This is a genomic window from Streptomyces sp. NBC_00887 (assembly GCF_045207585.1).
In genome coordinates this window covers 6091754-6116885 of sequence record NZ_CP108788.1, presented here as the reverse complement: position 1 = coordinate 6116885, position 25132 = coordinate 6091754, and the positions used below count along the sequence as shown (strand labels likewise).

General features: G+C 70.7%; 20 protein-coding genes and 2 pseudogenes. 6 read left to right on the top strand and 16 right to left on the bottom strand.

Annotated elements, in window-relative coordinates:
- Positions 1-55: 55 nt before the first annotated feature.
- The 12 genes from kynU to OG844_RS27980 all read right to left on the bottom strand — a co-directional run bounded on the left by kynU (position 56) and on the right by OG844_RS27980 (position 12178).
- The gene (gene kynU / locus OG844_RS28035) at positions 56-1252 is read right to left on the bottom strand and encodes a kynureninase (protein WP_406394005.1); all 1197 of its coding nucleotides are present in this window, start codon (positions 1250-1252) and stop codon (positions 56-58) included.
- The gene (locus OG844_RS28030) at positions 1245-2093 is read right to left on the bottom strand and encodes a tryptophan 2,3-dioxygenase family protein (protein ID WP_406394003.1); all 849 of its coding nucleotides are present in this window, start codon (positions 2091-2093) and stop codon (positions 1245-1247) included. Before OG844_RS28030 ends, kynU begins: the two co-directional genes overlap by 8 nt.
- A gap of 162 nt (positions 2094-2255) precedes the next feature.
- Positions 2256-2669, bottom strand: coding sequence for a DUF3151 domain-containing protein (locus tag OG844_RS28025; protein WP_329209531.1), 414 nt, complete (start codon positions 2667-2669; stop codon positions 2256-2258).
- 46 nt (positions 2670-2715) lie between these two features.
- Positions 2716-4227, bottom strand: coding sequence for an MFS transporter (locus tag OG844_RS28020; RefSeq protein ID WP_406394001.1), 1512 nt, complete (start codon positions 4225-4227; stop codon positions 2716-2718).
- Positions 4228-4309: 82 nt separating this feature from the next.
- On the bottom strand, positions 4310-5470 hold the full coding sequence (locus tag OG844_RS28015; protein WP_406393999.1) for a MalY/PatB family protein: 1161 nt from the start codon (positions 5468-5470) through the stop codon (positions 4310-4312).
- An 87-nt stretch (positions 5471-5557) separates the two neighbouring features.
- Positions 5558-6589: a class II fructose-bisphosphate aldolase gene (gene fbaA, locus OG844_RS28010; RefSeq protein ID WP_351181550.1), complete on the bottom strand. Its 1032-nt coding sequence runs from the start codon at positions 6587-6589 to the stop codon at positions 5558-5560.
- Between the two features lie 189 nt (positions 6590-6778).
- On the bottom strand, positions 6779-7318 hold the full coding sequence (gene pyrE / locus OG844_RS28005) for an orotate phosphoribosyltransferase (protein ID WP_329209525.1): 540 nt from the start codon (positions 7316-7318) through the stop codon (positions 6779-6781).
- 44 nt (positions 7319-7362) lie between these two features.
- Positions 7363-8157 carry an aldose 1-epimerase gene (locus tag OG844_RS28000; RefSeq protein WP_406393997.1) on the bottom strand — a complete coding sequence of 265 codons (795 nt, stop codon included), beginning with the start codon at positions 8155-8157 and terminating at the stop codon, positions 7363-7365.
- A gap of 105 nt (positions 8158-8262) precedes the next feature.
- Entirely contained in the window at positions 8263-9201 is a 939-nt protein-coding gene (locus OG844_RS27995; RefSeq protein WP_406393995.1) for a carbon monoxide dehydrogenase, read from the bottom strand.
- A gap of 84 nt (positions 9202-9285) precedes the next feature.
- On the bottom strand, positions 9286-10884 hold the full coding sequence (locus OG844_RS27990; RefSeq protein WP_406393994.1) for a polyamine aminopropyltransferase: 1599 nt from the start codon (positions 10882-10884) through the stop codon (positions 9286-9288).
- Positions 10885-11034: 150 nt separating this feature from the next.
- Entirely contained in the window at positions 11035-11556 is a 522-nt protein-coding gene (locus OG844_RS27985) for a DUF2617 family protein (RefSeq protein WP_406393992.1), read from the bottom strand.
- A 310-nt stretch (positions 11557-11866) separates the two neighbouring features.
- Positions 11867-12178, bottom strand: coding sequence for a hypothetical protein (locus OG844_RS27980; protein WP_406393990.1), 312 nt, complete (start codon positions 12176-12178; stop codon positions 11867-11869).
- 126 nt (positions 12179-12304) lie between these two features.
- On the opposite strand from OG844_RS27980, the gene OG844_RS27975 reads away from it, so the two are divergent.
- Positions 12305-13483 (top strand): pyridoxal phosphate-dependent aminotransferase, encoded by a 1179-nt coding sequence (locus OG844_RS27975; RefSeq protein WP_406393988.1) that lies wholly within the window; start codon positions 12305-12307, stop codon positions 13481-13483.
- 135 nt (positions 13484-13618) lie between these two features.
- Here the strand turns inward: OG844_RS27975 and OG844_RS27970 are convergent, their stop codons facing one another.
- Positions 13619-13969 carry a hypothetical protein gene (locus OG844_RS27970; RefSeq protein WP_406393987.1) on the bottom strand — a complete coding sequence of 117 codons (351 nt, stop codon included), beginning with the start codon at positions 13967-13969 and terminating at the stop codon, positions 13619-13621.
- Complete coding sequence (locus OG844_RS27965; RefSeq protein ID WP_406393986.1) at positions 13966-14451, bottom strand: prevent-host-death family protein; 486 nt, start codon at positions 14449-14451, stop codon at positions 13966-13968. The genes OG844_RS27970 and OG844_RS27965 overlap by 4 nt, the downstream gene beginning before the upstream one ends.
- A 201-nt stretch (positions 14452-14652) precedes the next feature.
- Here OG844_RS27965 and OG844_RS27960 point away from each other — a divergent pair.
- From OG844_RS27960 to OG844_RS27940, 5 genes and pseudogenes are all read left to right on the top strand, one after another.
- A pseudogene (locus tag OG844_RS27960) lies at positions 14653-15078 on the top strand (aminotransferase class I/II-fold pyridoxal phosphate-dependent enzyme); the annotation flags it as partial.
- 300 nt (positions 15079-15378) lie between these two features.
- Positions 15379-16782, top strand: coding sequence for a lipase family alpha/beta hydrolase (locus tag OG844_RS27955; protein WP_406393984.1), 1404 nt, complete (start codon positions 15379-15381; stop codon positions 16780-16782).
- Positions 16775-21220: a hypothetical protein gene (locus OG844_RS27950; RefSeq protein WP_406393982.1), complete on the top strand. Its 4446-nt coding sequence runs from the start codon at positions 16775-16777 to the stop codon at positions 21218-21220. Before OG844_RS27955 ends, OG844_RS27950 begins: the two co-directional genes overlap by 8 nt.
- A 55-nt stretch (positions 21221-21275) precedes the next feature.
- Entirely contained in the window at positions 21276-22232 is a 957-nt protein-coding gene (locus OG844_RS27945) for a hypothetical protein (protein ID WP_406393980.1), read from the top strand.
- Between the two features lie 379 nt (positions 22233-22611).
- Positions 22612-23055, top strand: a pseudogene (locus tag OG844_RS27940) (aminotransferase class I/II-fold pyridoxal phosphate-dependent enzyme); the annotation flags it as partial.
- Positions 23056-23182: 127 nt separating this feature from the next.
- Here the strand turns inward: OG844_RS27940 and OG844_RS27935 are convergent.
- Both OG844_RS27935 and OG844_RS27930 read right to left on the bottom strand, forming a co-directional pair.
- The gene (locus tag OG844_RS27935) at positions 23183-23728 is read right to left on the bottom strand and encodes a YbjN domain-containing protein (protein ID WP_406393978.1); all 546 of its coding nucleotides are present in this window, start codon (positions 23726-23728) and stop codon (positions 23183-23185) included.
- A gap of 73 nt (positions 23729-23801) precedes the next feature.
- Positions 23802-25067, bottom strand: coding sequence for an MFS transporter (locus OG844_RS27930; RefSeq protein ID WP_406393976.1), 1266 nt, complete (start codon positions 25065-25067; stop codon positions 23802-23804).
- Positions 25068-25132: the final 65 nt, after the last annotated feature.

The following is a 25132-nucleotide window of genomic DNA, read 5'->3' as shown; positions in this document are numbered from 1 at the left end:
GCAGGCCCGTACGGGTCCGGTCCTCGAGGACCGGACCCGTACGGAACGCGAGGCCCTAGGCGGCCAGGACCTCCGCCAGGATCCGCGCGGCGCGCTCGGCGTCCGCGAAGCCGACGTACAGCGGGGTGAAGCCGAACCGCAGCACGTCCGGGCGGCGCAGATCGCCGACCACGCCGCGTTCGATGAGCGCGCGCATCACCGGTTCGGTGTCGTCCGCGTTCTCGCAGCGCAGCGAGACCTGACTCCCGCGCTCGGCGTGGGCGACCGGGGTGACCGGGACGACCCGGCCCTCGGGGACGTACGCGGCGACGCACTCCAGGAAGAAGTCCGTCAGGGCGAGGGACTTGGCCCGCACGGCCTCGACCGTGACGCCCTCCCACACGTCCAGCGCCGCTTCGAACGCCAGCATCGAGAGGACGTCCGGGGTACCGACCCGGCCCCGCACGGAACCGTCCGCCGGGGTGTACTCGGGGGTCATCCCGAAGGGGTCGGCGTGCGAGGTCCAGCCGGGCAGGGGCGAGTCGAAGGCCGCCTGGTGGCGTTCGGCGACGTACAGGTAGGCGGGCGAACCGGGGCCGCCGTTCAGGTACTTGTACGTGCAGCCGATGGCCAGGTCCACCCCGTGCGCGTCGAGGCCGACCGGCAGGGCGCCCGCGCTGTGGCACAGGTCCCAGACCGCGAGGGCGCCCGCCGCGTGGACGGCGGCGGTGAGGCCCGGCAGGTCGTGGAGCCTGCCCGTGCGGTAGTCGACGTGGTTGAGCAGGACGACCGCCGTACGGGGACCGAGTGCTGCCGGCACGTCGGCCGGGGAGACCGGGACGATGCGGTGGCCCGTCATCCGGGCCGCGGACTCGGCGATGTACCCGTCCGTCGGGAACGTCGTCGCGTCGACCAGGATCTCGTCGCGGCCGTCGGCGGCCAGACGGCTCGCGGCGACCACAGCCTTGAAGACGTTCACGCTGGTGGAGTCGCCCACCACGATCTGCCCGGCGGCGGCCCCGACCAGCGGGGCGATCCGGTCGCCGATCCGCTCGGGAGCGGTCCACCAGCCGCTCTCGTCCCAGGAGCGGATGCGCAGGGAGCCCCACTCCCGGGTGATGACGTCCTGCAGGCGGGCGGGGACGTGGCGGGGCAGTGCGCCCAGCGAGTTCCCGTCGAGGTAGACGGTGTCGTCGAGGCTGAACAGCTCGCGGCGGCCGGCGAGCTCGTCGGCGGCGTCGAGCGCCTGTGCGCGCTCGTAGAGGTCAGACATGGCTGCGCGCCGTCCACAGCTCGGGGAAGACGTTCTTCGTGGCCCGCTTCTCCAGCCAGGCGACCCCGGCCGACCCTCCGGTGCCGGTCTTCGAACCCATCGCACGCCGGGTGGCGACCAGGTGGTCGTTGCGCCAGCGCCACACCAGCTCGCCGACGTCGGTCAGCACCTCGCCGAGCCGCACGAGCTCGTCGTTCTGGTCGGGACCGGCGTAGATCTCCGCCCAGATCGCCTCGACCACGGGGGACGGCTCGTACTTCCGCGACAGGTCACGGTCGAGCACCGACTGCGGCACCGCGTGACCGCGCCGGGCGAGCAGGGCGAGCGTCTCGTCGTACAGGCCCGGCTCGTGGAGCGCCTTCTCCAGCTCGGCGTGGACACGGGGAGCGCCCCGGTGCGGCACGAGCATGGACGCGGACTTGTCACCCAGCAGGAACTCCATCCGCCGGTACATCGCCGACTGGAAACCGGAGCCCTCGCCGAGGGAGCCCCGGTAGGAGTTGAACTGGGCGGGGGTGAGGCCTGCCAGCGGCTTCCAGGAGGCGTTCAGCGCCTCGAGCTCCCGGAGCGAGCGCTTCAGCGCGTCGCGTGCGACGGGTATGCGGTCCTCGCGCAGGGCACGGGTCGCGGTCTCCCACTCATGGACGATGACCGTGAACCACAGCTCCATGACCTGGGTGGTGACCAGGAAGACCATCTCGCCGGGATCGTCCGAGCGAAGGTGCTGGAGGTGGGTCAGGACATCCGCCTGGACATAGTCCTCGTACGGAGTCGTTCCCGCGAAGTCCAGGTGCGGGGTGTCCGCACCGGTGGCTTCGGGGTCGGGGTTGATCGTCGACATTTCTGTCTCCTCGACACGAGCTTCCGGGTAGCGGTCCGCCCCTTCCTCTGAGGTGGTGGAGCTCCGGTCCCCTGTTCGCATCCTAAACCGGAGCGGCGCGGGACGCGTCGGGCCCCGCAGGCGAGGGTGCCGCCTGCGGGGCCCTGCGGGTGCGGACGGGGCTCAGCCCAGGGTGTCGGCTGCGGTCTGCGAGGAGTCGCGGAGGAACGACGAGCAGCGCTCGTACTCCTCCTGCTCGCCGATCGACTGCGCGGCACGCGCGAGGGCGTGCAGGGCGCGCAGGAAGCCGCGGTTCGGCTCGTGCTCGAACGGGACGGGGCCGTGGCCCTTCCAGCCCGCCCGGCGCAGCGCGTCGAGACCACGGTGGTAGCCGGTACGGGCGTACGCGTACGACTCGATGACCCGGCCGCCCTCGTACGCCTCGTCGGCGAGCTGGGCCCAGGCCAGCGAGGACGTGGGGTACTTCGCCGCGACATCGGCGGGTGCGGCGCCGCCGGCGAGGAGCTCGCGCGGCTCCGGGTCGTCGGGCAGGTGGGTCGGGGCGGGGCCCCCGAGCAGGTTCTCGTGGATGGACATGGTTCAAGTGTGCCTGGCTCCGCCCGCGTCGTGGACACCCGGGCGACTACGTTCCGCCCTCCCGTCGCGCCGTCTGCCGTTCCGGTTCCAGGGGCGGGGCCGTGACCCCGCAGTGCGTCGTGCATTCGGGCCGGCACCCGCGTGCCGCCTCCGGGGTCGTCCGCACCGTCGACCAGGCGATCACCGACCCCGCCACCAGGAGCCCGGCGCACATCGGCATCGCCCGGCGGAAGGTCGCGGCGAACTCCCCGGCGTCGCGGTACGCCTCCGGGCCCATCCCGGCGAGCAGCGGCAGCGCGGCGACGGCGAGCAGTCCGGCCGCCCGCGCCGCCGCGTTGTTGATCCCGCTGGCCAGCCCGGCCCGACCCGTGTCGACGGCTGCCAGGACGGTCGCGGTGAGCGGCGCCACCAGGACGACCATGCCGATGCCCAGCACCAGGACGGCCGGCAGGACGTCCTGGACGTACGAGGAGAGCGAGGCGCCCGGGCCGACCCGCAGAAACAGCAGCATCCCGGCCGCCGCCAGCAGGGGGCCGACCGTGAGCGGGATCCGTGGCCCGATGCGCCGGCCGAGGTCACCGGCGGACGCGGAGAAGAGCAGCATGAGCACGGTGGTCGGCAGGAGCGCCGTGCCCGCGCCGAGCGCCGAGTAGCCGGCGACGACCTGGAGCTGGATCGCGGAGAGGAAGAAGAAGCCGCCGAGAGCCGCGTACACACAGAACGTCACGATGTTGACGGCGGTGAACTGCCGGGACGCGAAGATCGACGGCGGCACCATGGGGTCGGCCCGGTGGCGTTCCACCTGGACGAACGCCACCCCGAGCAGCACCCCGCCGATCGCCGCACCGACGACCGCTGCGGACGCGCCCTGCACCGGAACCTCGATCAGCGCATAGGTGACCAGAGCGAGCGCCAGGGCCGCGAGCGCGGCTCCGAGCACGTCGAAACGGCCGTGGGCCGCGGGGTCCCGGGACTCCGGTACGTGGCGCAGGGCGACGGGCAGGCAGACGGCGGCGAGCGGGAGGTTGAGCAGGAACACCCAGCGCCAGCCGGGCCCGTCCACGAGCCAGCCCCCGACGAACGGCCCGACCGCGGCACCGACCCCGCCGAGCCCCGACCACAGCCCCACGGCGCGGGCCCGGTCGTCGGGATGGAAACTCGCCTGGATGAGCGCCAGCGAACCGGGGGTGAGCAGGGCGCCTCCGACGCCCTGGAGGGCTCGCGACGCGATCAGGACGGCCGCGTTCGGCGCCAGACCGCAGAGCAGCGAGGCCACGGCGAACCAGACGACGCCGATCACGAAGACCCGCCGCCTGCCGAACCTGTCCCCGAGCGCACCGCCGAGCAGGATCAGCCCGGCCAGCGTGAGCATGTAGGCGTTGACGGTCCACTGGAGGGCGGCGAGGTCGGTGTCGAGGTCCTCGCCGATCCGGGGAAGAGCGACGTTGATGACCGTGGAGTCGAGCAGGGCCATGCTCGACCCGAGGACGGTCGTCAGGACGATCCACCGCCCCGCGGGCGAGGCAACCCGGATTGCGCCGTCGGCCGCGTCTGTCATACGAGCAGCATCGCCCGCCGGACGCTCGGGAGCACCTCCAAGCCCCTCGGGCGGTCGAGGAGCCCACCCAGCGGCTCATCCTCTACCGAACCGCCCGCACAGCCCGCACCAGCGCCGCCACCCCGGTCTCCACCTTGCTCCGCGGGCACCCCGCGTTCAGCCGGAGGAACCCCGGCGCCCCGTACACCGCGCCCGGCATGATCGCGACCTTCTCCCGCTCGATCAGCACCCGCTGCAGCGCCTCGTCGTCCACACCCAGTGGGCGCAGATCGATCCAGGCCAGATAGCCCGCCCGGGGCGGCTCCCACCCGAGCTCGGGGAACGCCCCGTTCAGCCGCTCCGCGATCAGCGCGAGATTCCCGGCGACGTACTCCCGTACCGCGTCCAGCCACGCCCCGCCCTCCCGGTACGCGGCGATGTGCGCCGTCAGCGACAGCACGGCCGGTGAGGCGAGCCCCTCCGCCGTCTCCATGCGCCGCAGGTACTCCGTCCGGTCCGCCGGATCGCCGATGATCCCGTACGAACCCGTCAGCGCCGGGAAGTTGAACGACTTCGACGCCGAGCTGATCACCGCCCAGCGCCCGTCACCGGCCACCCGTGTCCACGGCACGTGCAGGTGTCCGTCGTGCACGAAATCCGCGTGGATCTCGTCGCTGATCACCGCGACCCCGTGGCGCCGGGCGAGTGCCGCCGTCTCCCGCAGCTCGGCCTCCGTCCACACCCGCCCCGTCGGGTTGTGCGGGGAGCACAGCACGAGCACCTTCGCGTCGGCCCGCCCCAGCTCATGCTCGAGCGCCTCGGTGTCCCCCACCGGCACCCCCCGCAGCTCCCGTCCGAGCCCGGTGATCGCCTTACGGAAGCCGTCGTAGGTGGGGGTGTGGACGACCACGCCGTCCCCCTCGCCCGTCCACATCTGGAGCAGCTGGGAGAGCTGGCTGAGCACGGACGGCCCGTAGACGAGCCGGCCGGTGTCGAGCTCCGTGCCGTACCGGGTCGCGTACCAGTGCGCGATCGCCGACCGGAAGTCGTCCTGCTGCCAGGTCGTGTAGCCGAGCACCCCGTGGTCGAGCCGGGCGCGCAGCGCGACCAGCACCTCGGGCGCGGTCTCGAAGTCCATGTCGGAGATCGTGAACGGCAGCAGCCCGTCCACCCCGAACCGGTCGGCGACCCCGTCCCACTGGACGCACCAGGTGCCCCGGCGGTCGATGACGGTGTCGAAGTCGTAGCGCGCAGGCGTACTCACAGCGGATTCCTCATGGTTCGGCCGGACACGGAACGGGCCCGGCACCCCCAGGAAAGGGGGGCCGGGCCCGGTGCGTCCGTGACGTACTTACTTCAGCTTGGTGCCCGTGGAACGCAGGTCGGCACAGGCCTGCGTGACACGCACGGCCATGCCCGCCTCGGCGGACTTGCCCCAGCTGCGCGGGTCGTAGACCTTCTTGTTGCCGACCTCGCCGTCGACCTTCAGCACGCCGTCGTAGTTGCGGAACATGTGGTCCACGATCGGGCGGGTGAAGGCGTACTGCGTGTCGGTGTCGAGGTTCATCTTCACGACGCCGTTCTCCAGCGCGGTGGCGATCTCCTCGGCCGTGGAGCCGGAGCCGCCGTGGAAGACGAAGTCGAACGGCTGGCTGCCCGCGGCCTTGCCGTACTTGGCGCCGACGCCCTCCTGGAGGTCCTTGAGGAGCTCGGGACGCAGGACGACGTTGCCCGGCTTGTAGACGCCGTGGACGTTGCCGAAGGACGCTGCCAGCAGGTAGCGGCCCTTCTCGCCCAGACCGAGGGCCTCGGCGGTACGCAGGGCGTCGTCGACGGTCGTGTACAGCTCGTCGTTGATCTCGTGCGTGACGCCGTCCTCCTCGCCACCGGTCGGGGTGATCTCGACCTCAAGGATGATCTTGGCGGCGGCGGCCTTGGCGAGCAGCTCCTGGCCGATGGCCAGGTTGTCGGCGAGGGTCTCGGCCGAACCGTCCCACATGTGGGACTGGAAGAGCGGGTTCAGGCCCTTGGCGACGCGCTCCGCGGAGACCTCGATCAGCGGACGGACGTACGTGTCCAGCTTGTCCTTGGGGCAGTGGTCGGTGTGCAGGGCGACCGTGATGTCGTACTTGGCGGCGACGATGTGCGCGAACTCGGCCAGGGCTACGGCGCCCGTCACCATGTCCTTGTTGTGCTGGCCGCCCAGGAATTCAGCCCCACCGGTGGAGATCTGGACGATGCCGTCGCTCTCCGCCTCCGCGAAGCCGCGCAGCGCAGCGTGCAGGGTCTGGGTCGACGTCACATTGATGGCCGGGTAGGCGAACTTGCCTGCCTTCGCCCGGTCGAGCATCTCGGCGTAGACCTCGGGGGTTGCGATGGGCATCTGTCCGCTCCTTGGGATGTGCGGGTGTGCAGTGCTGGTCCCTGACCTGGGGGCGACGTCATCGTCGCCCCCATCTTTCCAGACTCTCGCCCCGGCTCCACCCGGCCCGTGGCCGGAGCATCTTTACGGGCGTACGCGAAGGGCGGCCGGTTTCACGTGAAACCGGCCGCCCTTCAGGAAACGTGCAGGTCAGGCCAGGTCGAGGTCCGCGACCCCGTAGGCGTTGACGTAAGGCAGACCGGCCTCGGCGATCGCCGGAGCGGCACCCCGCTCCACGATCACGGCGACGGCGACGACCTCACCGCCGGCTTCGCGCACCGCCTCGACCGCGGTCAGCGGGGAACCACCGGTGGTCGAGGTGTCCTCGACCACGAGGCAGCGGCGGCCCTTGACGTCCGTGCCCTCGATCCGGCGCTGCATCCCGTGCGCCTTCTGCGCCTTGCGGACGACGAACGCGTCGAGGCTCTTCCCGCGCGCCGCGGAGGCGTGCAGCATCGAGGTGGCCACCGGGTCGGCGCCCAGCGTCAGACCGCCGACGCAGTCGTAGTCCAGCTCGGCGGTGGCATCGAGCATCACCTGGCCGACCAGCGGCGCGGCCTTGCCGTCCAGCGTGATCCGGCGCAGGTCGATGTACCAGTCGGCTTCCAGACCCGAGGAGAGGGTCACTTTGCCGTGCACCACGGCCTTGTCCTTGATCTGCTGGAGCAGCTCAGCGCGTACGTCAGTCATGCTCACGAGGGTAAGCGCTGACGTGGCCGCGCCGCGGCCACGTCTCAGAGCCGCACCCAGCTCCAGGTCGTCACGATCTCGAGCGGGTCGATCGGGGTGACCAGCCGGGGCATGGTGTTCAGCCCGTTCGGCGGGCCCGACTGCGGCTCCACACACACGGCCTCGGGCTGCTCGTCGTAGATCACCACCCACTCGTCCCGGCTCTTCACCGTCAGCTCCAGCTGTTCGGGCCAGGTGAGCTTCACATCGACGCCCTCGGGCATCCCGAAGCAGTCGTCCCAGGGGCCGGGGAGGGGGTCGATCCGGCGGCCGGTCGGCAGGTGGTTGTCGCCACGCTCCTCCTGCCAGGCGGCGTCGAAGTCGATCCGCACGTCCTGACCGCCGGTGTTGCGGAGGAACCAGGGGTGCCAGCCCGCCTGTGCCGGGAAGGAATTCCCGTAGGTCTCGACACCCATGCGGAGCGTCAGCGCGTCCTCGGTCAGTTCGAAGGACTGCGTCACCCGTCCCTCGTACGGCCACGGGTCGGCCAGGTCGTAGAAGAAGGCCGCCTCCGCCTCGTCCTGCCGGGCGGGCTGCCAGTCGGTGTCGCGGCCGGTGCCGTGCATCGCGTGCGGCGGGGGGTTCAGCGGCAACCGGTGCAGCTCGCTGCCGTTGCGGAAAAGGCCGTTCTCGGTGCGGCCGCACCACGGCACCATCGGGAAGCAGCCGTACCGCTCGCCCTGGCGCAGCAGTTCGGTGCCACCGATCCGCAGGCTGCGGATCCGGCAGCCATGGACGGGGTCAACGGTCAACTCGGCGTCGCCGGCGGTCAGCCGGACGTCCTTCGCAGCTCTGCTCACCCCAGAACACTACTGGCGCGGCCAGGGCCTGTCCCGCCGTCCCCGGTGGATCGGCGCACGGCGTCGGATGCGGCGCATCGCGCGGTCCGAGCACCGGGACAGCGGTTACCGCCGACGCCGCAGGGCCCGGCCCACGACCACGGCGGAGGCGATCACGAGAGCGGCCGCGGGAGCGATCCAGCGCAGCGTGACGCCGGCGGTCATGTCGTCCTGCGAGGGCACGGGGGCGTACCGGCCGCGCGGCGGAGCGTGGTCGACCTCCTCCGTACTCCGACCGATCATGGTGCGCCGGGCGTGTGCGGCCTCGGCAGGCGGTCCGTCCGGCACGGTGAACTCCAACTCTGCCGCAGGATCGAGCGAGGGCGGCGGCACGGGGGAATCGAACACCGAGCCCTTGTCGCGCACCTCGCCGGAGGCCGAAGGCTCGGACGGCTCGGAGTCCGACAGCTCGGAGTCGGACGCATCAAAGGCAGAAGCCTCGGTGGCAGAAGACTCGGGCTGCGACGGCTCGGGCTGCGATGCGTCGTCCGGGTCCCCGGACGCCTGGCCGGGACCGGGCGCAGTTCCGGGAGCGGGCGCAGTTCCGGGAGCGGTCTCCTGCGTATCCCGGGCAGCCAGGGACTCCGTCACCAACTGCTGCGTGAAGCGGTCCAGCAGCCGCTGCGCCGCGGCGAGCGCCGCCGCCTCCTCCAGCTCCACGATGCGGCCCTCGCCGCTCGCCGACCCGCCGAAGGCGACCGTCGTGCCGCCGTCGGTCCGGGTGAGTCCGACGGTCAGGGACAGCTTTGCCGAGCCCCCGCCCCGGGCCTCCACGCCCTCCCCGGACACGAGGAATGCGTCGTCACCCCGGCCTGTGATCGTCAGCGCTCCCCGGTACGTGATCGTGTGGCCGTCGATCCGGATCTTCAGTCGGCCGGTCAGGGGCCCCGCCGACACATCGGCGTCCTGCTGGAGGCCGGGGACACAGCGCGCCACACGGGCGGGGTCACCCAGCGTCCGACGAAGGGACGCGACCGGAACCGGAACGAACACCTCATGCTCCATACCGACCGAGCCTACCCAGCCGGGGCCGTCCCGTCAGCGCTTCCACACCCCGTACACCGTGAGGTCCACAGCACCTCGCCCCACTCACGGTTCCTCCCAGTAACGCGGATGCACCAGCGTCGACGCGCTCGCGCCCCTCAACCGCACCCGCTCCGCCGAGCGCTCGGCCGCCGGCAGCTCCCGTTCCCCCAAGGAGCGCAGCCCCGGCACCCGCCCGTCGAGGCCCAGAGGGCCCACCGCACGCGGAGCAGCGAGCACGAACCCCCAGTCGTGCGGCGCCTGCGACCCGCCCGTGGGCCGGTCCGGACCCGCGGCGAACCCGGTGCGCCTGCCCTCGATGCGGTACGGGCGGGTCGCCAGGCCGCCCGCCCTCATCGACGCCTCCACCGTCCAGAACGTCTCCGGCCTGCTGCCCAGCGGCCCCGCGTGCACCACCAGCCGGCCGCCCGGCTCCAGGGCCTCCTCGACCAGGCCGTAGAACTCCGCCGAGTAGAACTTCGTACCGGCCGTGATGCCCGGGTCGGGCAGATCCGAGATCACCACGTCGTAGCGGTCGTCCGTGGCCCGCAGCCAGTTGAACGCGTCCCCGTCGGCCGCTGTCAGCCTCGGATCCCGGTACGCGTGCCCGTTCAGCCCGGAAAGCGCAGGGTCCGTACGGGCCAACCGGGTGACGGCCGGGTCGAGCTCGACCACCACGACGGACTCGACGTCGGGATAGCGCAGCACCTCGCGGGCGGCCAGCCCGTCGCCCCCGCCGAGGATCAGCACCCGCCCGTGCCTGCCCCTCATCACCGGGTGCACCAGTGCCTCGTGGTAGCGGTACTCGTCGCGCGAGCTGACCCTCAGCCGGCCGTCCAGATAGAGGTCGAGCGAGCCCCGGCCCGCTCCGGTGAGGACGACCTCCTGCACCTCGGTCCGCACGGCGACCCGCACCTCGTCCCCGTACACCGCGCTCCGCGCCGCCCTCTCGAAGTCGTCGACCAGGACCGCGGTCGTGGCCAGCACGGTGATCACCACGGCGTTGGCGGCGATCAGCAGCCAGCGCTCGCGGGTGCCGAGGTCCCGCCGGAACACCCACAGCACCAGCGCACCGCCCGCCGCCGCGTTGACGGAGCCGGTGAACAGCGCCCCGGTGAGCTGTCCCATCATCGGCAGCAGCAGGAACGGAAACGCGAGCCCGCCGACCAGCGCGCCCACGTAGTCGGCGGCGAAGAGGTCGGCGACGGCCCCGCCCGCGTCCTGCCGGTCGACCCGCTGGATCAGCGTCATCAGCAGCGGGATCTCCGCTCCGATCAGGATCCCGATCGCCATCGAGAACCCCACGAGCGCGTAGCGCGACTCCCCGAGCCAGGCGAACGACGCGTACAGCACCAGGGCCGACGATCCGCCGACCAGCGCGAGGGCGGCCTCGATCAGCCCGAACCCGACGGCGGCGCGGCTGCGTAAACGTTTCGCGAGAAGCGAGCCGATGCCCATCGCGAACACCATCACGGACAGCACGACGGAGGCCTGGGTGACCGAGTCACCGATCAAGTAGGAGGCCAGTGCGACCAGTTCGAGCTCGTACACCAGTCCACAGGCGGCACAGATGAAGACCACGGCCAGCACGAGGAAACGGCCGGTCCTCGGCCGGACGGGAAGCCGCGCCGCGCCCCCTCGCAGCGACACCTGCTGGTCGATCATGGGGCGAACGCTACGTTACGGCGACGTCGCCGCTTGTCACCCACAAGGGTGCAAGTGAGGCACTCCGGAAGCACGTCGAATGCGCCCCGCACCCGCGCGGACCGGCGCCGGTCCCGGCCCCGCACCTGCGCGGACCGGCACCACGCCCGCTCACGGCGCCGGCGCGGGCATCCGCACACCCACCCGGGTCCGGGTCACCACCAACTGCCCCTCCTGCGGGTACGCGTGCCAGGTGCGCCACCTCACCTGGCCCTCCGAGTACTGCGCGAGCATGGCCGTGAAGGCGTACGGGCTGCCGGGAAACGTCCCCGCAAGGCCGAGCGGATGGTCGGTCACCAGCGCGAGCAACTCCTGTGCGCGCCCCGCGAACGAGCCCTCCGAGAGAGTCTCCACGCGCGCCGCGAACTCGTACTCCCACTCACCCGTCCGCTTGGCGACGCCGAGCGGCAGGGGCGTGCTGCTGCCCGGAATACAGGCAACGGTCTCGGAACAGGTACCGCGCTCCTCCTCCAGGAGTACCTGGTGGGAGGCGCCGAGCAGCCTCATCTGCAGCTTGGCACAGGGCAGTTGGAGGTCCAGGACGGCAAGGGCCGGCAGTGGCTCGCGTCCCAGCGCCCAGGCCAGATCAGCGGCACGGGTATCGGAATAGGCGGTCTGGAGGGTCGTGAGCATGGGTCGGCTCCGCAAAACACACATGGACGCACGGACAGGAGGTGCCCCCGGTCCGTCGGCGCACCTAGGGGAGGGGGAACGCCTGAACCGGCCCGATCAGGGTCCGATGGCTGAATGTTCCCTACAGCGAGGGAATCATGAAGTACGCCACACTCACAGCGTTTTTACCCAACTTGACGTGGTTTCCATCCCCTCGGGGGCAGCACGGTTCATCTGTTCCAGAAAAGCCCAACGAAAAGGTGCCCGGCGGGAGTTCACCCACCGGGCACCTCGCGGGCACCGCACCCGTCCGCGGACCAGCTGCCCCGTGTCAGCTGCCTCCGCCGCAGCCACCCCCGCCACCGCACGACGAACCTCCGCCGCACGAGTGGCCGCCCGAATGGCCGCCGCCTCCGCCACCGCTGCTACCGCCGCTGCCGCAGGACACGTTGCCGGTTTCGCCGCCCGCGTACCAGCTCGTACCGCCGCCGCCCCCGGCGTCACCACCGCTTCCGCCCCGGCCGCCCCGGCCGCGCCGGACGCGCCCGGCGTACGACTTCTGCCGGGTCCCCACCCTCGCCAGGAGCCCGACGACGCTCGCCAGCACCCCGAGCACGACCAGTACCGCGACGAACATTCCCATGACCTCACGCCCTTCCATCCCCCGAAGCGAGGTCCCCCCGCTTCCTGCGTGTGAGGGGGATGCCCCTGGGACGCCGCGGCCAAAGCAGACTTGAGCAACTCCAGAGCTTCGGCACAAGATGGCGCCATGACACAGGGACGACCGCTGCTCAACCGCCGCCTCGCCGACTTCGGCACGACGATCTTCGCGGAGATGTCCGCGCTGGCCCTACGGACCGGATCGATCAATCTCGGCCAGGGCTTCCCCGACACCGACGGCCCCGAGGAGATCCGTGAGGCCGCGGTCCGGGCGCTGCGCGCCGGCCACGGCAACCAGTACCCACCGGGTCCCGGCGTCCCCGAACTGCGCTCCGCGATCACGGAGCACCAGCAGCGGCGATACGGACTGGCGTACGACCCCGACACCGAGGTGCTCGTCACGGCGGGCGCCACCGAGGCCATCGCCGCTGCCCTGCTGGCCCTCCTGGAGCCCGGCGACGAGGTCGTCGCGCTGGAGCCGTACTACGACTCGTACGCCGCCTGCATCGCCATGGCGGGCGGTACCCGCGTCCCCGTCACGCTCCACCCCCACGAGGGCGCCTACCGGCTCGACCTCGACGAACTCCGCGCCGCCGTGACCCCCCGCACCCGGCTGATCCTGCTCAACACCCCGCACAACCCCACCGGCACCGTCCTGACGCGCGAGGAGCTGGCCGCCGTCGCCGAGCTCGCGTGCGAGCGCGACCTCCTCGTCGTCACGGACGAGGTCTACGAGCACCTGGTCTTCGAGGGTGAGCACATCCCGCTCGCCTCCTTCCCCGGCATGCGCGAGCGCACGGTCACCATCAGCAGTGCGGGAAAGACGTTCTCGTTCACCGGCTGGAAGGTCGGCTGGATCACATCGACACCGGACCTGGTCACGGCGGTCCGGTCCGCCAAGCAGTTCCTGACGTACGTGTCGGCCGGGCCCTTCCAGTACGCGGTCGCCGAGGCCCTGCGCCTGCCCGACGCCTACTTCACGGCCTTCCGCGACGACCTGCGCGCGAAGCGGGACCTGCTCAGCGCCGGCCTCACCGACGCCGGCTTCACGGTCTTCCGGCCGACCGGCACCTACTTCGCCACAGCCGACATCCGGCCCCTCGGCGAGAGCGACGGCCTCGCCTTCTGCCGCGCCCTGCCTGAGCGGGCGGGTGTCGTCGCCATCCCCAACGCCGTCTTCTACGACCACAGAGAGGCCGGCGCACCATACGTCCGGTTCGCGTTCTGCAAACGCGTCGAGGTACTGGCGGACGCGGCGGAACGGCTCCGCAAGGCGTTCGCGCACTGACCGCCGCCCACGGGGTCGGTCGTCCTTGGCACGGCCGTCCGCAGACTCCAGTCGGCCCGCCACCAGCACCGCAAGTCCCCATCGCAGCCCACGCCCCGGTTCGCTCTGCCTTCTGCACGAGCGAAGCGCCGCAGGCTATTCGGTGTCCTTCGGGTGTCGCGGGGAGGCGTACACAAGGATCACAGTCGAGGTGGCCGGGCTGACCAGGTAGCGGACCCTGCCGCCGCTGGTGATTTCGTACTCCCACTGCTCCAGCTCAGAGCCCTTCCATTCCCTGGTGGCGTGTCTGCCTCGGAGCTGGTGCTGGCGGTTCCAGTTGGCCCGCGACAGCGGGTCTGCGCGAAGGGCTTCCAGGCAGCGATGCGCGTTCGGCAACGCCACCCGGCACAGCTCCTCCCAACCGGTCGCGGCCTCCGTCGTCCCGTGGATGACGTTCCAGCCGCTCAGCGGAGGGACGCTGACGCGATCGCCTTTCTTCGGGCTCACCCGTGCACCTCGACCGGACCGAGGTCGACGTCACCAAGCGGACGGAGCGCTTCCCTGAGCTGGTCAGGGTCGGCGTTGATGCGGGCGGTGGCCCGCCACGAGACGATCGCTCGGTGCACAGCCTCCCTGGCGCCCAGTTCAGCGGCGTCGGACAGCGCTTCCAGAAGCTCGACAGTGAATTCCCGGACTTCCTCAGCGTCCAGGTGACGCACCCACGGGAACACCTCGGGCAGTGCGAGCAAAAGCGACTTGGCACCGTCGTCCTGCTTCAACAAAGCAAGGAACAGCCGGGACGCCGTGGTCAGGTTCTCCTCGGCACGCTCTGCGTATATAGCCGTGGTCAGCACCATGTCGGGCGCGTCTCGGTGCGTGACACGCAGGCGTCCCAGGGCTGCGGCCCTGGCCGCGACAGCCTTCGGGTTCCGTGACAGATCGGTGAACGAGACAGACTCCGATTCGAATGCCAAGGGTGCGATGCTCATACTCAGACTGTACTCTGATTGCGCTCTGATTTCTATCGCGCGAGGCGGGTAGCAGCTGAAAGTCCCACTCCTGCGACAGGACCCGCCCCCGTCGAAGCTGCTGCTGCTGCTGCTGCGCCGACAACGAGTTCACCCGGGCCGACCTGGCCCGACGCGGGGCCAGGAAACAAATAGGTGCATGAACACGGAGTGGCCTGGATCACATCGAAATCGGACCTGGTCACGGCCGTCCGCTCGGCCAAACAATTCCTGACGTACGTGGCGTCCGGGCCGTTCCAGTACGCGGTAGCGGAGGCGCTCGCCCTGCCCGACACGTACTTCGATGCCTTCCGGGCGGACATGCTCGCCAAGCGGGACCTGCTGGGCGATGGCCTGCGGTCCGCCGGGTTCGAGGTCTACCAGCCCCAGGGCACTTATTTCATCACCACTGACATCACCCCCTTCGGCGAGAAGGACGCCTACGCCTTCTGCCGCGCGCTCCCCGAACGCTGTGGCGTCGTCGCCATCCCCAACTCGGTCTTCTACGACGACCCCGCCGCGGGTCGAAGCCAGGTCCACTTCACCTTCTGCGAGAAGGTCGACGTCCTCCACGAGGCAGTCCGTCGGCTGCGACGCCTGGCGGCCTGAGCCACGCACTCCTCCGTCGCGCATGATGGCGGTCGCTATCGGTGACTGTCGGTCGTCACCGATAGCGATGGGCCTTGTCTGCGCTGAAGCCAGTTGGCCTCCTCGCTCCAGGGCCGGCACGACCCGCATGCCGCGAGGGGCGGATGCCATCTGCCTACGATTCGATCAATCGGGCTCAAGATGTTGCAGTGCCGATTATCGTCTGTCGTCATGAGTGTCATGTCGGGCATCAGAGGTAATCCGCGACTTGGGTACCACACTCACGACGCCGTCATCATCATTCCCGGGATTATGGGCAGTGTGCTCGAGGAAAGCGATGCGCCCGGCACACGGATCTGGGGGGACACGACTGTCGCCAAGTCCTGGTACAGCGGGTCGGCCCTGCGCCGACTCCGGCTGACGAAGGAGGAACAGGAGGGCCACTACGGTCGCGTCAAGGCCACCAAACTCCTCGATTTCGCGACCTGGTTCCCCCTTTTCCGCGGTATCGAACGCTACGACAACCTCAAACACGCGATCCTCAGCGCCGTCGCGGACAAGCGCGCCGTGCGGGAATTCCCGTATGACTGGCGGCTTCCTGTGGCCTACAACGCGGGTCTGCTCGCCAAGGACGCCCAGGCGCATCTGAAGAGGTGGCGTGCGACCGAGGCTCACGACAGGGCCATGCGCCGGCACGCGACGGAGCAGGAGCCAGCGAAGCTCGTCCTGGTGGCGCACTCCATGGGCGGACTGCTGGTACGCCACATGCTGCTGGACCCGGACGTGAAAGCCCTCGTCCGCGCCTGTGTCACCCTGGGAACGCCCTTCTACGGCACCCCGAAGGCCGCGGCCCTGCTGAACTCCGGAAGACTGACGTCCCGTCTGGGCGTCCCGTTGCTGCCCGCGAAACGCCCGGCCTCGGCGGTGTTCAGACGCTACGCCGACGACGGTCTACGCGCCCTCGCGGTCACCCTCCCCGGGATCTACGACCTGCTGCCCACCTACCGCTGCCTGGTCGAGGGAGATACCGCGCGCCGTATCACAGCCAAAGACGTCGTCCGACTCGGTGGTTGTCCGGCGCAGGCCAAGGCGTGGGAGGAGCGGCAACGCCCGCTGTCGGACAGTCCCCGCCTCTCCGACGACCATCAGCTGCTGGTCGGCTCCGCCCAGCCCACCGTGCAGAGCCTGCGTGTCGAGGGCGGTGTCGTCGAACAGCTCTTCACGACACCGCGGGGAAAGGGCCCTGCCGAGAACGAGTGGGGCGACGGCACGGTCCCGCTCTGCGCCGCGAAGGTACCGAATGTGCGTCCAGCGGGCTACCCGTTCCAGTCGCATTCCAATCTGGGCAGCGCGGACGACATCGTCAGCTGGGTGGCGGAGGTCGTGCGGGAGGGAGATCTCAGCACCACCCAGCCCTATCTCGGCGGCGACGAGACACCGTTCGGGCTCGACACTCCGGACGGCGCTGTCGTCCCCAATGAGGAATGGCCCGCGGTCGTCGTCGGAAGGGACGTCCCGGCCCGCTCGGCCTTCTGCGACGTCGAGGCGGTCGGAGCACGCACCCTGTGGAAACAGCGGTTCTCGCTCGAGTCACGTGACGGTGAACGGCACGCGCCCATCACGCTGGACCGTCCCGGCCTGCACCGCGTGACGTTCCAGCCACCCGGTGGCGCGGCACCGATCAGTCAGCTCGTCCTCGCGATCGACCCGCGACTCGATGACTGAGCGACCGCAGCCGCCCGGCATGCTCTCCTTCGCGATCGGAGAGTACACGCGGGAGGGCTACGAGAACCTCCCGGATGCGAAAGACGAACTCGCTCGGGTCCAGGAGCTGTTCGGCAGGTTCGGAGTGGAGGGCGACGACTGGGGCGTGGGCATGCGGGATCGTGGCTACGCGGCGGTGGCCAAGCGTCTGGAGGACTGGTCCGGGAGCCGTGACGGCCGCGACACCGTCCTGTACTGGATCGGCCACGGCGAGCAGGCCGACGGCCCCCGGCTGCTGACCAGAGACGAGGCCGCCTTCCTACACCCCTTCAACGTGGCCGGAGCCCTGCGCGCCCGTGGGCATGAACCTTCCAGGGATTTCTGGACCTTCGCGGTCATCGACACCTGCCACTCCAGGGAGTTCGTCAACCAGACCGGTAGAGAGCTGCCGGCCCGAACAGTCCCGACGACCCGGAACACACACGGCGTGCTGCTGTTCGGCGTGTCGGGCAGCGGCCCAACCCGCCTCGGGAGATTCGGTACCGCCCTGCGGCAGGCGGTGGAATTCGACCTCCGCGGCAAGGAGATCCACATACGGGACCTGGCGGCGGCGCTGAAGGAGCTCCTGCCGGGCAGTTACTACACGGAAGCGTCGCCGCTGACCAAGCAGGCGCTGCTCGTCCGCCGTGGCCCCTGGCTGCCCGTGCGCGGGCCCCTCGACATGATGGACGAACTCGACGCGGCACTGCGCGGGCTCGCTCCGGACCGGGTCAAGGCATTCACCGAGCGGGCGCGGCACGCTCGCGACGCCCAATACGGCGACGTGACATGGCACTTCAGAGGCCACCACAACGAACGACGCGAGGTCGTGGACTGGCTGCGGGAGAGCAGGCAGGGCATGCTCGTCGTCACCGGACAGCCCGGCGCGGGCAAATCGGCCTTCCTCGGCCACCTGTTGGTACAGTCCCAGCCCGCACTGCGCGAGGCGCTGGACACCGCCGATCTGGTCGTCAGCGCCCCAGCGGACGAACGCCCCGAGGACCACGTCTTCACCGCGGCGCTCACGCTGCGCAACCTGAGCACAGCCGCCGCCGTGACGGCGATCGCCGACGCCTGCCGGCTGGGCGGTGCCCCGTCCCCGCGTGACCTGCGACAGCCCGCGCAGTGGCTCATGGGCCGGGTGCGAAGCAGCCGGCGTGAGCTCACCCTGCTGCTGGACGGCCTGGACGAGGCGCAGGACCCGCTGTCCCTGGCCGACGGTGTGCTGCGTGAACTCGCCGCCCTGCCCGACGTACGACTGCTCGTCGGGACCCGGCCGTCCACCGCGGAGGAAGACCATGCCCCGACGCGGTCGTCCACCGCCGCGGAGGAAGGCGGCGTGGACGGCCCCTCGTACAGTTCCGGCACCGAACCCCCCGGGCCCGCCCCCCACATCCTGGAGGCCCTCGGCGTCGACCCCCCGTCCTCAGACGGCGTGTTTCCGGACGTCGGCCCCCGCAGGGTCACACTCACCGCCGAGCGCGACAACGTCGAGGGGTATGTCAGGGACCGGCTGGCGGCCACCCCCGGTGAAGACCCGCCGGGTCTCGGCAGCTGGATCAGCAGAACGATCCAGCGGAGCGACTGGAGCTTCCTCGTCGCTCGCCTCGCCGTCCACGAGATCCTCGCCCACCGCCACAAGCGCTCCGACGGAAACGTCACGGAGGAGACGGAACAGCAGACGGAACAACTGAAGCGACTGCTGAGCGAGGCGGATCCCCGGCGGCTGTTCGCGGCGGCTGTCGAGCGCCTGCGGGACACGGAACCCGCCCATGAGGACATGCTGCGCGCACTGGCCTACGCCCAGGGCGCGGGCCTGCCGCCCACGGGCGCCACCTGGGCCACCGTGGTCGCGGCGCTCACCGGTGGACCGGCGCCGGACCGAGCGGAGTTGAAGAACTTCACCCGGGCGGCCGCCCCGTATGTCAGCCTCGACGACGACCACGGCGTGACCGTGTACCGGCTGGCCCACCACACCTTCCGGGAGCACTTCCTCAGCGAGAGGGGCGGTACGTCGGTCCATGCGGGGCACACCCGAATCGTCCGCGCCCTGCTGGACGGGGTTCCGGCCTTTTCCGTCGAACCGCTGCACCCCTACCTGTCCCGGTACCTGTCCGGCCATGCCGTCGCGGCAGGCATGGAGGGCTGGCGCCTGCTGGCGGCACGTACCGACGTACTGGACCAACTGGACGCGCGGGCGCTCGGCACCGACGCGGTACGCAGCCTCCTGGGCAGCGATCACGCGCCCGAGGAGATCACCGGCATCATCGGCGCGCGGCACCAACTGGTGCACGCGCAACCCCGCGACCGACGAGGCATTCGTGAGATCTCCATGGCCCGACAGGCCGGGACCGTCGAGTTCCCGGAGCCTCGCCCCGCGGTCCTCGAACCGCAGGCGTGGACCGTGCACCGGGCATGGCTGCGGCGGCAGGATCCGCACACCACGATGGAAGGTCGCGCCCGTACGGGGCTCAACGCGCTGGCCGTGTACCCCCACCGCCACGGCGTCGATCTGCTGGCCGCCGGGGACGCGGAAGGCGCCGTACGCGTCTGGAGACCCACCGGGGAACGCGTCCACATGTTGCCCGGCCCGCGAGGCAAGGAGGTACGGGCCGTCCTGCCGCTCACCGGACCGGGCGGGCAGACTCTGCTGGCCGTCGGCGGACGCGGAGACGAGATCCGCCTGTGGCGTGTCCGGGGAATGCAGGCCAAGGTACTGCCTCCGCTCGAACACCCGGGCGGAGTTCGCTCGATGACCGCCCTGGCCGACGGCGAACGGGTGCTACTGGCCTCCGGCGGCGATGACGGCGTCGTACGCCTCTGGGACCCCTGGGACCCCGAGACCCGCGAGCCCTTTCGGATGCTCAGCACGGTGCCCGGGGAGCGGGCGGGTCGCTCCCGCTACCAGGGGTCGCCGGAACGGCGCTGGGTACGAGCGATGACGACGTACACCGAGCCGGCCGCACCGGGACGAAGCCCGCGAACCCTGCTGGTCACCGCGCACCGGGACCACATCCGGATCTGGGATCCCTTTACAGAGTCGGCGGACGAGCCCTTGCGCGAGTGGCCGACGGGCCACCGTCGTATCTCGACGATCAGGGACTTCGCGGGCCCCGGTGGCCGGCCGTTGCTCGCCTCGTGCGGCGAGGACGGGACCGTACGGATCTGGGATCCCGCCACAGGCGTCCGGACGCGGCCGGATCTCACCGGGCACACCGGGCGGGTCAATGACCTCGCGGTGTTGGCCGGGCCGGACGACCGGACCATGCTGGCCTCGGTCGGCGACGACAACACCCTGCGCCTGTGGGACCCCCACAGGGCAGGACAGGTCGGGGAACCATGGGCCACGGGACACCGCAACGGGATTCGTTCCCTGCGCGTGTTCACGGGCCCCGGGCATCGGACGATGCTCGCCACGGCGGGGCAGGACGGCAGAGTGAAGACCTGGGATCCTGTCCACCGCGCGGTCTGGTACGACAGCACGCAGCGGCACAGCGGTTCCGTCCACGCAGTGACCTGGTACCGGTCGGGGAGAAACCGGATCAGCTTCGCGACGGCCAGCAGCGACAAGACCGCCCGGCTGTGGGACCCGGCCCGGTCCGGGCCGTCGAGAACCCTGGATCACCCTCGCACGGTCCGATCGGTGACGGCAGTCCAGACGGGTGGCCCGGCACAGTCGCTCGCCACCGCGTGCGCCGACGGGAACATCTACGTCTGGAATCCGGACCCCGCCTCGCCCGGCGGACGCGGCCGCATCGAAGCCAAGCCCGGACTGACCGCGCTGGTCTCCTTCCCCGGCCCGGGCAAGAGGCGGGCCCTGCTGGCCGGCGCATACGGACGCAAGGTCCGGTTGTGGGACGCCGTGGCCCGCACCACCTTCGGTCCCGAGTTCAGCCCCGACCACGACAAGCCCATCACGGCCATGGCGTGGTTCCGGGAACCGGTCGGCAAGAGAATCATGCTCGTCACGGCCGACCGCGGAAGGACGCTGCGCGTGTGGGACGCGCACGGCAGGACCCCGCGGGCCGGTCCCTTCCACCTCCCCTCCGGAGTCGAGTCGCTCCGCGCGTTCGAGGCGAAGGGCCGAAGCCTGATCGCCGTCGGCGGCAGGGACGGGGCCATCCGGGTCATGGATGCCGCCACCGGTGCCGAAGAACATCTCCTGAGGGGGCATTCCCTGCCCGTCACGGCGATCGCCTGGGCGGGCGACGGCCCCGAAGGCCCCCGGTTGATCAGCGGTAGCCGAGACGGGAACCTACGCGTCTGGGACCCGCTGGGCTCGGCGCCTTCCCTGGTGGTACCCATCGGCGTGGCGGTGCGGGGACTCTCCGTGTGGGACGGCCGAGTGGCGATCGCCTGCACAGAGGGTCTGGTGATCATCAACCTGCCCGCGCTCCGGGAGATCCGGTCGGCCCACTGACAGGGGGTCGGCCGACAGCAGAGGAAAACGACAGCAGAGGGAAAGAAGGGCACGAGTGCTGGACGCAGCGGCGGAGAGCGGCAACCAGGCGTTGGCGGCAGCCTGCGCCATCTATCTGGGAGTCGTCTTCGTCACCAGCCGGGGCCTGATCGCGGCCCCGCGGTACCGAGACCTGCTCGGCCGGATACGCGACTGCCGGGCCCGCATCGAGATCCTCGCCGCGGGCGACGGCGACCCGACGACGAAGACGACGTGCACGGCGGTGGCGCGACGCCTGGACGATCTGGAGAAGCACGGCACGGTGGTCTGGAGGCTGCTGCCGCGCGCCGGTGTCGTCGCCATCCCACTGTCCAAACTCGCCTCCGCCTGGCGGGTCCTGCACACCGCCGAACGTCGGTTGCTCCGGCTGGAGAACGACGACGAGACAGGCATTCTTATGCGGTCCCTGCATCTGGAACTCGCGGCCTCCAAGCGTCAGGACGATGGGGAACTCGCCGCCACGCTGGCCGTGGCTCCCGGCTCCGGGCCGGAGGCACGTGCTCTGCTCATCGGCTCCTATGAGCGTCTCCACGCGCGCGAAGACGCCGCGACCGACGCTGAATTCGAGCAGCAACGCATCGCTCTCTGGCTGGCCACGACGGGTGTCGGCATGCTCCTCGCCCTGGGGATGACGCTCGACCACCAGCTCACTATGCTGCTGGGCGCCTTGGGCGGATTCCTGTCGCCAGTCATCGGGGTCCTGCGACCGCAGCCCGAACGCCCCAGGTCGTGGGGGGTGCTGGTACTGGCCCCCGTCGGCGGCGCGCTCGCCGCAGTGGGAGGTCTCCTGCTGGTCCGCCTGCTTGCCGACCCCGACCTCAACCTTCTCGGACAGGTATTCCTCGACAACTCCTGGGACGCCCCCGATCAGCCGCTGGCCCTCACCTTCGCTCTTCTGTTCGGATTCTCCGGCACCCTGTTCTCCCGGCTGGCCGCCACCGCCACGAGGCAGTTCGTCCCACCGGCCGTGTGAAAGGTACTCCCGCACTGACCCGGGTTCCGCAGCCAATCGGGGTTCCGGCCCACGGATCCGATTGAACCGGCCAGCCCGCGGTGTGGCAACTGGTGGGGCCGTCGTTCGGCCCAGATGCAAGCCTGTAGGTGCCGTGCGGTACGGCTGTGTGAGCGGAAGGGCCGCGAGATCGGTCCGGACAGGTTCTCCCGCCGCCACGGCCCAGGGCGTTCTTCGGGCCGGAGCGCCACGGACCGCCGACCAGGAGAGCGCGAGGGGAGCGCGGATATCTTTGCGATCACGCATCGCGGGACACGAACAGCGGCCAGCTCCCCGGCCGTGCTGGAGTCGCCCCTGGTGGGCTCGTTGCCTGACACGCGAATGAGTGTAGGAACAAGGGGTGGCCTGGATCACCGCGAGCCCCGCCCTGGTCACCGCGGTCCGGTCCGCCAAGCAGTTCCTGACGTACGTGCCGGCCGGGCCCTTCCAGTACGCGGTCGCCGAGGCACTGCGCCTGCCCGACAGCTACTTCGACGGACTGCGCGCGGACCTGCGCGCCAAGCGCGACCTGCTGAGCAGCGGCCTCACCGAAGCCGGCTTCGAGGTCTACCGGCCCGCCGGAACGTACTTCGTCACCACCGACATCCGGCCGCTCGGCGATGGGCAGGACGGCTTCGCGTTCTGCCGGGCGCTGCCGGAGCGGTGCGGCGTCGTCGCCATCCCCAACGCGGTGTTCTACGACCACCGCGAGCAGGGCGCGCCCTTCGTGCGCTTCGCGTTCTGCAAGCGCACGGAGGTACTCGCGGAAGCGGTCACCCGGCTGAAGAGCCTCGGCACGGGCTGATCCCCCGGACGCGGAGTGGCACGGGCTGATCCCCCGGACGCGGAGAGCCCGGACATGAGGAAGCCCGGCCCGGGGGCGCGGTCGCGATGACCGCCGCCCCCGGCCGGGCTGTCGCACCGGCGCCGGATCAGGCCTCCGGAGAGTCCTCGCCCGCGGTCTTCTCCTCGGCGGGCTCCAGGCCCAGGCGCTCCACGAGCCACTTGTCGAACTCGATGGAGGCCCGCACCCAGCTGACCGTCGAGGAGACGAAGTGCTCCAGGCTGACGCCGGTGCCGATGAGCATCTGCGCCTCACCGATCAGTCGCACGGAGGCTGCAGCGCCCTCCTCGCCCTCGTGGGCGTGCGTGTAGACCTTGGGCCACAGGGTGCGGCGGTTCCAGTCGTCGATCGCGTCGAGAAGGACGGCACGCTGGTCGACGGGGTGGGGGCGGTCGTAGAACGTACGGACCGAGAAGACCTGCTGCTCCTCCTCGCCGCGGAACATGAAGTACGTGCGGAACTCTTCCCACGGCGCTGCGAGGTCGCCCTCGTCATCGACGACGTACTTCAGCTCCATCTGCTCGAGAAGCTGCTTGACGAGGTCCTGGTCAGGGACGACGGGCCCCTCGGGTCCTGCCGCCTGCGGCTCGGGCTGGCCCCCGAAGTTGGGAATCGAGGACGGGTCGATAGACATCGCTGGGTACTCCTGTGGATCGCTCGTGGGTTTTCCTGCCATCGACCCTAGCCGCGATCGGCGGCCAGTAGTCCTACGCCCTCAGGGGAATCGTCCCTGCGCCGGTCCTCCGTGCCCGCGACCAGGCGACGGCGACCAGGATCGCGCACAGAGTCCCGAGAAGTCCCGCCCCGCCGATCGTGTCCGAGGACGATCCGGACAGCTCCGCCGCCAGACCGCCCGCCGCGACGCCGATCCCCTGCATGGCGGTCAGCCCCGACCTGGCGAGCCCCAGTACCTGGCCGCGCTGGCAGGCCGGGGTGAGCAGGACGAAGGTGGCTCCGGCGGTGATCTGGTAGGCCGAGCACACTCCCGAGGCCATCAGCAGCAACACGGCAACGGCGACACCGGGGCCCGTCCAGTACAGGAGCAGCGGCAGATTCGCGCCGACCGCCAGTGGCCCGAGGAGCCGGCGGCGCCACTCGTCCCCGACGCTCGCCCGCCCGAGCAGGGCCGCGCCCAGCACCATTCCCGCCGGATGCGCGGCGAGCAGGAGCCCGACGGAGGCGCCGCCCCCGCCGGCCTCGTCCGCGAACGGGGCGGCCAGTCCCTCCGGCAGCACGATGAAGCCCGCCAGCCATCCCAGGGCGACCAGCGCCCGCAGCCTGGGGTCCGCCCAGATCAGCGCCGCCCCACTCCTGACCTGCATGTGAAGTCTCTTCTGACGCACGTCGTCGCTCGCGATCGGCCGTGCCTTCACACCGAACCTGATAAGGGACGCGGAGAGCAGGAACGAGGCCGCGTTCAGCCCCAGGGAGAGGTGGCTGCCCAGCCATACGACGAGCACACCGCCACCTGCGAAGCCGACCAGCTGCCCGGCCTGGTGGGTGATCAGCATGACCCGCTGGCCACGCTCGTACCTCCGCTCGCCGAGCACGGTCGGCAGCAGAGCGCCCTGGGCGGCACCGAAGGGCGCCTCGGCCAGCTGCGCCAGCACCAGCAGTCCGGCCAGCAGGGGCAGCGGCGTTCCCGGCAGGGCCATCAGCCCGACCAGGGCGGCGCGCACCAGGTCGCAGCCGACCATGACGGTCCGCCGGGGGAAGCGGTCGGCGAGGCCCGACAGCAGAACCCCGGACAGCAGGGCAGGCAGGGTGGTCAGGGCGTACGTCGCCGCGGTCCAGCCGGCCGACTCGGTTCGTTCGAAGACCAGCAGCGACAACGCCACCCGCGCCAGCTGGTCACCGAGGACCGACTGAGCATAAGCCGCCCAAAGAGTGCGAAATTCGCTGAGGCGAATGAGATTGTCACTTTTGCAATCCTTCGACTCCGGGCTTATCTCATCAGGTATGCGCTCCGTCATGCGCGTACCATACCGGCTGCCGAATTCCGCATATACCCCTCCGGCAGATCATGAAAGGTGGTCCA

Coding starts and splice junctions, on each gene's coding strand:
- OG844_RS27965 (WP_406393986.1), bottom strand. CDS start 14,451: ATGAGCATCGCACCCTTGGCATTCGAATCGGAGTCTGTCTCGTTCACC.
- OG844_RS28030 (WP_406394003.1), bottom strand. CDS start 2,093: ATGTCGACGATCAACCCCGACCCCGAAGCCACCGGTGCGGACACCCCG.
- OG844_RS27995 (WP_406393995.1), bottom strand. CDS start 9,201: ATGGAGCATGAGGTGTTCGTTCCGGTTCCGGTCGCGTCCCTTCGTCGG.
- kynU (WP_406394005.1), bottom strand. CDS start 1,252: ATGTCTGACCTCTACGAGCGCGCACAGGCGCTCGACGCCGCCGACGAG.
- OG844_RS27975 (WP_406393988.1), top strand. CDS start 12,305: ATGACACAGGGACGACCGCTGCTCAACCGCCGCCTCGCCGACTTCGGC.
- OG844_RS27985 (WP_406393992.1), bottom strand. CDS start 11,556: ATGCTCACGACCCTCCAGACCGCCTATTCCGATACCCGTGCCGCTGAT.
- pyrE (WP_329209525.1), bottom strand. CDS start 7,318: ATGACTGACGTACGCGCTGAGCTGCTCCAGCAGATCAAGGACAAGGCC.
- OG844_RS27930 (WP_406393976.1), bottom strand. CDS start 25,067: ATGACGGAGCGCATACCTGATGAGATAAGCCCGGAGTCGAAGGATTGC.
- OG844_RS27950 (WP_406393982.1), top strand. CDS start 16,775: ATGACTGAGCGACCGCAGCCGCCCGGCATGCTCTCCTTCGCGATCGGA.
- OG844_RS28025 (WP_329209531.1), bottom strand. CDS start 2,669: ATGTCCATCCACGAGAACCTGCTCGGGGGCCCCGCCCCGACCCACCTG.
- OG844_RS27935 (WP_406393978.1), bottom strand. CDS start 23,728: ATGTCTATCGACCCGTCCTCGATTCCCAACTTCGGGGGCCAGCCCGAG.
- OG844_RS27980 (WP_406393990.1), bottom strand. CDS start 12,178: ATGGGAATGTTCGTCGCGGTACTGGTCGTGCTCGGGGTGCTGGCGAGC.
- OG844_RS28020 (WP_406394001.1), bottom strand. CDS start 4,227: ATGACAGACGCGGCCGACGGCGCAATCCGGGTTGCCTCGCCCGCGGGG.
- OG844_RS27990 (WP_406393994.1), bottom strand. CDS start 10,884: ATGATCGACCAGCAGGTGTCGCTGCGAGGGGGCGCGGCGCGGCTTCCC.
- fbaA (WP_351181550.1), bottom strand. CDS start 6,589: ATGCCCATCGCAACCCCCGAGGTCTACGCCGAGATGCTCGACCGGGCG.